Source organism: uncultured Kiloniella sp. (assembly GCF_937128705.1).
Lineage (GTDB): Bacteria > Pseudomonadota > Alphaproteobacteria > Kiloniellales > Kiloniellaceae > Kiloniella.
This window is the reverse complement of sequence record NZ_CAKZMP010000061.1, coordinates 1-8,178: the sequence shown is the minus strand read 5'-3', so window position 1 is coordinate 8,178 and position 8,178 is coordinate 1. Positions and strand designations below refer to the sequence as shown.

Below are 8,178 nucleotides of genomic sequence, written 5' to 3'. Positions count from 1 at the left end.
TGATGTGACCCTTGGCGCGCAGATGCCTTCTGGGAAATATTTTCTCTATCTATGGCGGTCTGTTCCTCAGTTTTCAACCTTTAGCAAATTCAAGGGGAGAGGTAACTCAGACGGTACTTTTGTGCCAATGGATCATCAACCGCGCCTAGTCTCAATTATGCGCCCTGGTGCCGCTTCAAACCATCATATATCTGATTCTGATCGCGGTTCAGGAAGTCCAGTAGAGAAATACAACAACATGGAAAGCGGAAGCGGTGAAGGGAACACAACTCGCGATATCGACTTTAATTCTAACGGCATAAAAATCCGTGATTCAACTGGCGACATTAACGCAAGCGGAGCAGATCACATCGTGGCCGCTTGGGCCAAGGCACCACGTAAATTTTCTCGCGCACAGTAAGGAAGAAGATAATGTATCAAGTTACTGATAATCAATTAAATAAGCATCAACTTTACCGCACTTCAAAGGATGTTATCACATATGATGGTGTTCGGATTTCGGATGCAGCGAATGTGCCCGCAAATGATTTGAAGGCCATGTATGTCTTCCCAGTTACTAATCCCGGTGAGCCAGATCAGACGTGGCAAACGGTTATCGGCGGGCAAGATGTCAAACTTGAAGGCGTCGCCAACAAACCGTTGGAAGTTACCGCTACTGTTGAATACCAAACAGTGCCTAAAGAACTTGAAAATCGCCGCAAGGAAATCCAAAAAAGCGTTGTTGCTTTTGCGTCCCAGACCCGAGAATTGATTGCTGGGAAGCCTGATTATCTAAAAGTGTCAAGCTGGTCAGATAAAGCACGTCGTGCTGAACGTTTCAAAGACGGCGGGACGCCCTCAACAGAAGATATCGCGATCCTCACAGCCGAAGCAGACAAGCGCGGATTTGGCGAAACACCAGAACAACTCGCAGCCATTCAAAACGAAAAAGCCGCAAAACTGGCAATCGCTGTCAGCACAATTGACGGCATGGAAAGCGCCGCTTTAAAGGCCATTGATGATGCAGACATGGACGGGCTTAAAGCTCTTGTTCCAGCATTGGAAACCCAAGCACAAGAGGCTCTAGTTTCTCTGGGGTTTGGTCCTGAAGAAGTGGAAGAATAAACCCTGTTTAATTAAGCGGGGGTCGGGGTGTGTGCACACCCCGAACCGGGAAAGATCACTTCCCACGACCACACTGGCCAGCATGGCCGATCCCGCACCTGTACACAGGCGGGGTTGTTATAGTTGTAATGTTATATGGAGTCTATACGTTGTTTTTGCGGGGGATTGCTTTTTAAGAAAACCCCGTCCGCCCGGATTACCGGGCTTCAGATCAAGTGCCGCAAATGCGGTTCATTGAATTCAATTATGAGCGACCAGATCGCCACCTCAGAACGCCCCGAGCGTCCCTCCTTGAATGAGGGAAATCATGACAAAAGAAAAAAAGTCCGGAAGTCTTTATAGAGATTTCTTCTACCCGCCCTTTTCCGTAATGGATGCCCGCGCCGGATGGTGGCAATCAAGAAAAAAGGAATGGATTGAAATTGGTTTGCGATCAGAAGAAGGTCGCAAACCTACCATCCCCTCACTTGAGAGCATTTACAAAATCAAAGCTGGGCAAGCTAAACAATCTGTACACGGCGATACAATGCCGTCTTGGGCAACGACAAGCATTTTTGACCCCGTACTTTGTGAAATCCTGTACCGCTGGTTTTGCCCTAAAGGCGGTCATATATTAGACCCCTTTGCCGGGGGATCTGTGCGCGGGATTGTTGCTTCAAAGTTGGGGCATCGATACACGGGATTTGATATCCGCCAGGAACAAATTGACGAAAACAAAGAGCAGATAAAATCTGTGCTTTCAAAACCCGATCCTGTCCCCGATTGGCGGCTTGTCGATGCCTGTACTAAATCTCTTTATAAGCATTTCAAAGGCGATGTTGATTTACTTTTGACCTGTCCGCCTTATGGGGATCTAGAAGTCTATTCAGATCTCAATGAAGACATATCAACATTGCCGTTTGATACCTTTGCCGGGGCGCTTAAACATTCCATTAAACAGGCTTCAAAACGGCTTAAAGAAAATCGCTTTGCCGTCTATGTGGTTTCAGATATCAGGGATAAAGAAGGTAATTATCTTTGTTTACCGGATATCGTTCGTTCAGCGGGAATTGAGGCTGGCCTCAAGGTTCATGGCGAGATAGTGCTGCTTAACGCGCTCGGTACCTTGCCGTTACGGGTTAGAGGTAGTTTCACAAAATCCAGACGGTTCGGGCGGGCGCATCAAAATGTAATCGTCTTTGTCAAAGGCGATCCACGCGCAGCTAACGAAGCGATAGGAGCCGTAGAATGCAACGACCCGTTATAGAGTTTTATAATAATATAGCCGTTGTAAGAGATGACTTGGTGCCAGGCGGTACCAAGTCACGTTTTTTATTACCCTATTTTAAAAACTCTGAAGCTAACGAGTTTATATATGCCACACCAGCTGAAGGCGGCGCACAGGTAGCAATTGCCATTTGTGCCTATCAAGCTGCCAAGGAGGCGACACTTTTTGTAGCCAAACGCAAGAAGCGTTCTATCTACACACAACAAGCCGCATCATACGGCGCAAAGATTGTTGAAATTTCCCCCGGTTATTTGAATGTTGTTCAAGCAAAAGCCAAGCAATACGCCGAAGAACGCGGGGCAAAATTGATTCCTTTCGGTCTGCAATGGCAAGAAGCAATTACGGCCATTAGTAATGTTGGAAAGCAGATTGATTTTGACCCTGAAGAAGTTTGGTGCGCTTGCGGATCTGGCGTTCTAAGTACAGCCCTTAAAGCAGCTTTCCCAAAGGCAAAGATCAAAGCGGTACAGGTTGGCCGGGATTCAGATCTAGCCGCCTATCAATACGACAGAGACTTTTCACAGAAAGCCAGAACAACCCCACCCTTTCCATCTAACCCGCATTACGATGCCAAAGCTTGGGAAATTTGCACAGCCAATAACAACCGGGGAAAAGTTCTTTTCTGGAACGTAGCTTCATAATTTAAAGAGAAGCTAAAACACATTTAAAGGCGGTTTTTACCGCCTTTTATTATGCCTTAAATATGGATAAGCTCTTTTTGAATTTAGGGGAAATTATCTGTGCATATAACAATTGAACTTACCACGACACCGCTATTAGCCATAGTCGAAGTTTTGGGAATATGGTTTGGTGCAATAGCAACAACAGCAGCGGTTATTGTATCTTTGTATTTAGGGTTGTCTGCTCGAAAAGTGCAACTTGATGTTAATGTAAGTTTGAGAAAACTTGTTTATCGTTTTCAGCCAGAAAGAACTGTCGTTTGTATTGAAGTTGTAAATAAGGGTATGCGTAAAACAAGTGTTGTTTCTATTGGATGGTCTTTAGGGTTTTTATCTAAATTTGCAGCAATTCAACAACCCGGAGAAATGGAAATTTCTGCACAATTACCTAACGAATTAGAAAACAGTGACGTTGCACATTTTTGTATTGAGCTTAAAAATGAATATGCAGATTGGTTAGATCTGTTTGCTAGAGATGTTATTAAAACATCTGTTAAGTTTGTTCCTTGGCAACTTAATTTATACTCTTGGAAATGGATTGTTGTTCCCCGAGTAGGAAAAGTTATAACTGTTAGGCCAAATAAAGTTTTGAGGAATAAGGTTAAGCGTCATATTCTCAAAAAGGGTTATCATCGTGATTTGCCTGATGATTAATAATTTTCACTTAAAAAAATCGCGCTACAAGGATTCTGTTTAAAGGAAACTATTTCCGTCATTTTCGGAAATTTCATCCGGCGCGCTACACCATAATGCGATTTTTTGATGATTAACACACCCTTATCGCGATTGAAGTCACAGTGTTAAAACAACCGAAAAACAAGCAAATTCAATAACTTTCCAAGCAAGCCCGCGTGAAACATACCCGCTCTCTATCCCGCAGAAAATGTCGGATTTGTGACATGCACTTTCTGCATATCGGCGTTGTAGGAATGCCACTCGTAAAAATAAATCAGTGGGATTATATCATTGTTTATCGGACGAACACGAACTTTCGCGAAGCGTCTAAACTTTATTTACCTACTGTTTAGGAGTTAAAACAATGGCTACAGTAACATTCACAGAAACACTTCCTGTAAACCCAACTGCAACTTATGCAGAACGTATTGGTTTTGCACTTGGTAATCTTTTTGTTTCGGCGATTGATGCCATTGAAAATTACAAGCTTCGCAGAGAAACACTTATCGCTCTTGAAAATTGCAGCGACTCAACTCTTGAAGACATCGGTCTGGCACGTTGCGATATCTCTGGTATCGTTTCTAAGATCTAATAGATCAGCTGACCGTGTTCATAGAAGGCTCGCGTTAAAAGCTATCCTCCCTTAGGTTTTAATGCTTGTAGCTTTCTCGATGAAAAGACCTCAAAGATTATTCTTTGAGGTCTTTTTTTATCTGGTGATTTATCGATGCTGATATCTAATCACCCATACCAGTAATTTGTATTTAAACAACTTTTACTCTGAACAGTTCAAACACTTTACAGAATAGAGCATAATAATATTTACAAAATCATCGTCATCCGAAAGAGGAAGAAAAATAAGCTCTTCGTGAAGAAAATTACCAATTTTTTCTTTGTCAATAGTGTGATCGTAGATGAATGATTTGCATTGGCAAATATAGCGATAATTTTCTTCGACTTCTTCCCAGCTATCTCCGTGAAAATGATCCCGCACAGCCTTTCCCGTTGGATCCTGTTTGCGTAGTTCCACTGCTTCTGTTCCCGCCAGGCGATAAAAAAGCTCTCCCGTTTCACGATTTTGCTCAACAAGGGTAATACCAGAGAGATAGTTCTTTAAATCCAGCGGATCAAAATCCCCCCGACTAGGCATTTTCCGCCCTTTTTTGCGCGAACAGTATTCCTGATAGAAAGCAGCAATTTTCGGATCACATTTATCCAGAAAATTTTCATTGTAAATCTTGTTACGCGGATACTTTATTTCGAACATAAAGTTTTTTTCCAGATTATAGATACCAGGTCAAAGATAAACGAATATGACGGTTATTATCCCGTTTAATTATTATTCTTTTGTAAAAGAAGGCAGTTTAAACAGTGTAAACAACAAAAACTCAAATCAGGATGGGAAATTAAAAAGTCTCTGTCTATTCCCTTGCTTATCTGTTTTGTGCGTATTGTTGTACGGAAAACAACATAATCATATTAACCGTACTATCATCATTTGAAAGCGGTAGAAACAAGGTTTCATCATGGATGATTTTACTGGATTTCTCGGCTTCATTGGTATGGTCATAAAGGAACGTTTTGTATTCTTTTACATAGCGGTAATTTTCCTCGACCTCTTCAGCCAGTTCGCCGTAAAATTCTTCTTGAATACTTTTCCCAGTCGGGTCTTTTCCTCTAATTTCTACTTCTTTTGTCCCAACCAGCCGATAGATAAACTCATTTGTCTCTGGCTTAACATCTACCAGGGTAATACTTGGCAGGTACTGTTTCATTTCCAATGGATCAAAATCAGAACGGGACGGCATTGATCGTCCTTGTTTTTTAGAGCAATAAAATTCAAAAAATGCACGAATGTTTGCATGACAAACGTCAAGAAAAGACTCATCATAAACTTTGTCGGTCTTATGCTTGAGTTCCATCATTTCTCCCCGTGTTCCTGTTTTTGTACTCATTGGCTTTTATTCTTGTAACTCGATTTTTATACTTCGGCCAGACAGTAAGCTATGAGCCAGCCGGAAAACATAAACAAGCACAGGTTCCCTTATCGGGTTCGCTTTCAATTTCGAGTGTGCCGCCATGTAATTCAATGAATGATCGAACCAGTGGCAAACCAAGCCCTGTACCATTATCTGTGTTGGTAGAAACATCGCCAACTTGTTGGAATGGAACCATTGCAAGGCTCAAGTCAGCTTTATTCATGCCAATACCAGTGTCTTTAACGCCAATAATTTTCCTATTGCTTTTATCCTTTTCAAAGAACAATACAATATCCCCCCCTTCCGGGGTGTATTTACACGCATTTGAAAGCAAGTTGACAATCATCTGTTTTGTCATTCTTGAATCAGCATAGATCGTGGCATCATCACCTTTGATGTCAATATCAACGTTCACCCCACGCGTGACGGCCAACCCTTTCATCAGGCGCGCGCTTTCCTGAATGATTTCAACTACATTGATCTGCTCACTATCCAGCTCCATTTTACCGGACTCTACCTTTGCCAGGTCGAGGATATCATTAATAATGGCTAAAAGATGCTGGCCGCTTTCATGTATTAATGTCGGGTATTCTTCATAACGCTCATTACCGATTGCCCCAAATATCTTCTCGGTCATCATCGATGAAAACCCGATAATCGCATTCAGTGGTGTTCGTAATTCATGGCTCATCATTGCCAGGAATTCACTTTTACTTCTGTTCGCTTGTTCTGCTGAAATTTGCGCCCTAAGGGCATCAGCATGTGATTGTTCCATGGCTTTTGCAACGGTGGCCAGTTGCTCGTTTGCCTGGGACATTTCATCCCGGAATTGCTTTTCGACTGTTATATCACGGCGTAGATTAACGAAACCAACCCCAGGAATGCGCATCTCGCTTACCATATGCCAGCCCACCCCTGTCTTTTGTTCAAAAGGACCATCAGGTGGGTTATGTAATCGTTTCAGACGTTTATTAAGATATGATTCTGGGTCAGAAATACTAAGAGGGTCGGTAATAACCCCCGGAACTTCCATCGTGAGCTTAATAACGTCCAAATAGTGTTTCCCAATCATTTCTTCCAATGGCGGCATATAGGAAAAAATCTGGCGGTATGCTTTGTTAAAATACATCAAGCGATCATCAGTATCATAGATAATCATGGCATCAGGCATATGCTCAACCGCCAACCGCAACAAGGCGCCGACTTTTAACAATTTTTGATCATGCGATATCGGGATTAGAGTAATTATTTGCTGAACACAGCCGCCAACGTCTAAACGCCCAGTCAAAACGCGGCAAAAAATTGCCTGCCCGTTTGCATGGCGAAGCGTTACCTCGTCTTTCACAGACGTCCAAGAATGGTCTATTTTTCCTTTTGAGGTTTCACTTAGATAAGACGAAAGAGAAGGGTAAGAAGGAGCGGCATCTATCAATTCATCAGGGGTCAAAGCCTGTAACTCATCACGCGAATAACCAAGCATTTCCAAGGCACGAGAGTTAGCATCAAGAAGAGACAGGTAATCATCAGAAAGAACAAGGATAGCAGCCTCCAGCCGGTCCGCTTGATTCGTTTCAGATAGCCCCCCCACATCAGGCCCCTTGATTTCTACTGACATCCCCTAAACCTACTCACCTTTTGCCAGTATCTGACATTGTGGCCCCGAATTCAGAAACGAAACACACATGGCATATCCTGTCCATACAACTTGTTGTGAATAAATCCTACACAAAACAAACTAAACAACTCTTAATTTCAACGCGCAGAGACGTACAAATTCAGTTTTAACGTCATTTCAAGCTTAGTTATTTCCCCCATAAAGTGCAATTACCTCCCCTGATGATTGTGCCTGCCGCGTGAAGAAACCAACCTATTAGCCACATGCGAATGACACAATTCAACTAATCTTTTCAAAGTGTTAGATTAAAATTCTTTCAATACAAAACCGTCAAAAGAAATATTTAATCTTTTCTCTCTAAGCTTTGTCATAACCGAAACAAATGCGGATCACGAACAACAACATGATCAGGCTTCTAATGCGCAATACACCACTTTCGCTCAATATTTCCTTGAAGAATACCGGCCGATTGCTCTTGGCGCTCGGCGTCTTATTGACGTCAAATTATGTTATTCCAGCCCCAGCCAATGCATCCAGCAAAGAGCCGATTAGAATTATCCTGAACAATTGGACCAGCCAGATCGTCATGGCGAAAATCTATGGTAAAACCCTTGAATCAAAAGGCTATAACGTTGAATACAAGGAACTATCAACAAAAGATCAATGGGCGCGGCTTCATCGAGGTCTGGAACACGTTCAAGTAGAGGTCTGGGAAGGAACCATGGCTGAAGACCTTGAGCGAGTAAAAGCAAAAAGACAGATCGTCGTTGTTAGTGACCATGATGCAAAAACGCGCGAAGAATGGTGGTACCCCAGCTATGTTGAGCAACTTTGCCCAGGACTACCCGACTGGAAAGC

At 42.7% G+C, this 8,178-nt stretch carries 10 protein-coding genes; 7 read left to right on the top strand and 3 right to left on the bottom strand.

Going from position 1 to position 8,178, the window contains the following annotated elements; translation table 11 throughout:
* From Q0241_RS03495 to Q0241_RS03470, 6 genes are all read left to right on the top strand, one after another.
* A partial coding sequence (locus Q0241_RS03495) for a hypothetical protein (RefSeq protein WP_299373133.1) occupies nucleotides 1-400 on the top strand: 400 nt, incomplete at its 5' end.
* A gap of 11 nt (nucleotides 401-411) precedes the next feature.
* Nucleotides 412-1,104, top strand: a complete 693-nt coding sequence (locus tag Q0241_RS03490; protein ID WP_299373130.1) for a hypothetical protein — start codon at nucleotides 412-414, stop codon at nucleotides 1,102-1,104.
* Nucleotides 1,105-1,411: 307 nt separating this feature from the next.
* Entirely contained in the window at nucleotides 1,412-2,350 is a 939-nt protein-coding gene (locus Q0241_RS03485) for a hypothetical protein (RefSeq protein WP_299373127.1), read from the top strand.
* Entirely contained in the window at nucleotides 2,332-3,012 is a 681-nt protein-coding gene (locus tag Q0241_RS03480) for a hypothetical protein (protein ID WP_299373124.1), read from the top strand. The genes Q0241_RS03485 and Q0241_RS03480 overlap by 19 nt, the downstream gene beginning before the upstream one ends.
* Nucleotides 3,013-3,111: 99 nt before the next feature.
* On the top strand, nucleotides 3,112-3,705 hold the full coding sequence (locus tag Q0241_RS03475) for a hypothetical protein (protein ID WP_299373121.1): 594 nt from the start codon (nucleotides 3,112-3,114) through the stop codon (nucleotides 3,703-3,705).
* Between the two features lie 385 nt (nucleotides 3,706-4,090).
* Nucleotides 4,091-4,318: a DUF1127 domain-containing protein gene (locus Q0241_RS03470; RefSeq protein WP_299373118.1), complete on the top strand. Its 228-nt coding sequence runs from the start codon at nucleotides 4,091-4,093 to the stop codon at nucleotides 4,316-4,318.
* 183 nt (nucleotides 4,319-4,501) lie between these two features.
* On the opposite strand, the gene Q0241_RS03465 is transcribed toward Q0241_RS03470, so the two are convergent.
* From Q0241_RS03465 to Q0241_RS03455, 3 genes are all read right to left on the bottom strand, one after another.
* Nucleotides 4,502-4,993 carry a PAS domain-containing protein gene (locus Q0241_RS03465; protein ID WP_299373115.1) on the bottom strand — a complete coding sequence of 164 codons (492 nt, stop codon included), beginning with the start codon at nucleotides 4,991-4,993 and terminating at the stop codon, nucleotides 4,502-4,504.
* Nucleotides 4,994-5,159: 166 nt separating this feature from the next.
* On the bottom strand, nucleotides 5,160-5,681 hold the full coding sequence (locus tag Q0241_RS03460; protein ID WP_299373112.1) for a PAS domain-containing protein: 522 nt from the start codon (nucleotides 5,679-5,681) through the stop codon (nucleotides 5,160-5,162).
* Between the two features lie 49 nt (nucleotides 5,682-5,730).
* Nucleotides 5,731-7,320 (bottom strand): PAS domain-containing sensor histidine kinase, encoded by a 1,590-nt coding sequence (locus Q0241_RS03455; protein ID WP_299373109.1) that lies wholly within the window; start codon nucleotides 7,318-7,320, stop codon nucleotides 5,731-5,733.
* A 403-nt stretch (nucleotides 7,321-7,723) separates the two neighbouring features.
* On the opposite strand from Q0241_RS03455, the gene Q0241_RS03450 reads away from it, so the two are divergent.
* A partial coding sequence (locus tag Q0241_RS03450) for a glycine betaine ABC transporter substrate-binding protein (protein WP_299373106.1) occupies nucleotides 7,724-8,178 on the top strand: 455 nt, incomplete at its 3' end.

Bases quoted from the DNA above. Each gene is read 5' to 3' on its own strand.
- Q0241_RS03490 (WP_299373130.1), top strand. From the start codon at position 412: ATGTATCAAGTTACTGATAATCAATTAAATAAGCATCAACTTTACCGC.
- Q0241_RS03485 (WP_299373127.1), top strand. From the start codon at position 1,412: ATGACAAAAGAAAAAAAGTCCGGAAGTCTTTATAGAGATTTCTTCTAC.
- Q0241_RS03480 (WP_299373124.1), top strand. From the start codon at position 2,332: ATGCAACGACCCGTTATAGAGTTTTATAATAATATAGCCGTTGTAAGA.
- Q0241_RS03470 (WP_299373118.1), top strand. From the start codon at position 4,091: ATGGCTACAGTAACATTCACAGAAACACTTCCTGTAAACCCAACTGCA.
- Q0241_RS03465 (WP_299373115.1), bottom strand. From the start codon at position 4,993: ATGTTCGAAATAAAGTATCCGCGTAACAAGATTTACAATGAAAATTTT.
- Q0241_RS03460 (WP_299373112.1), bottom strand. From the start codon at position 5,681: ATGAGTACAAAAACAGGAACACGGGGAGAAATGATGGAACTCAAGCAT.
- Q0241_RS03455 (WP_299373109.1), bottom strand. From the start codon at position 7,320: ATGTCAGTAGAAATCAAGGGGCCTGATGTGGGGGGGCTATCTGAAACG.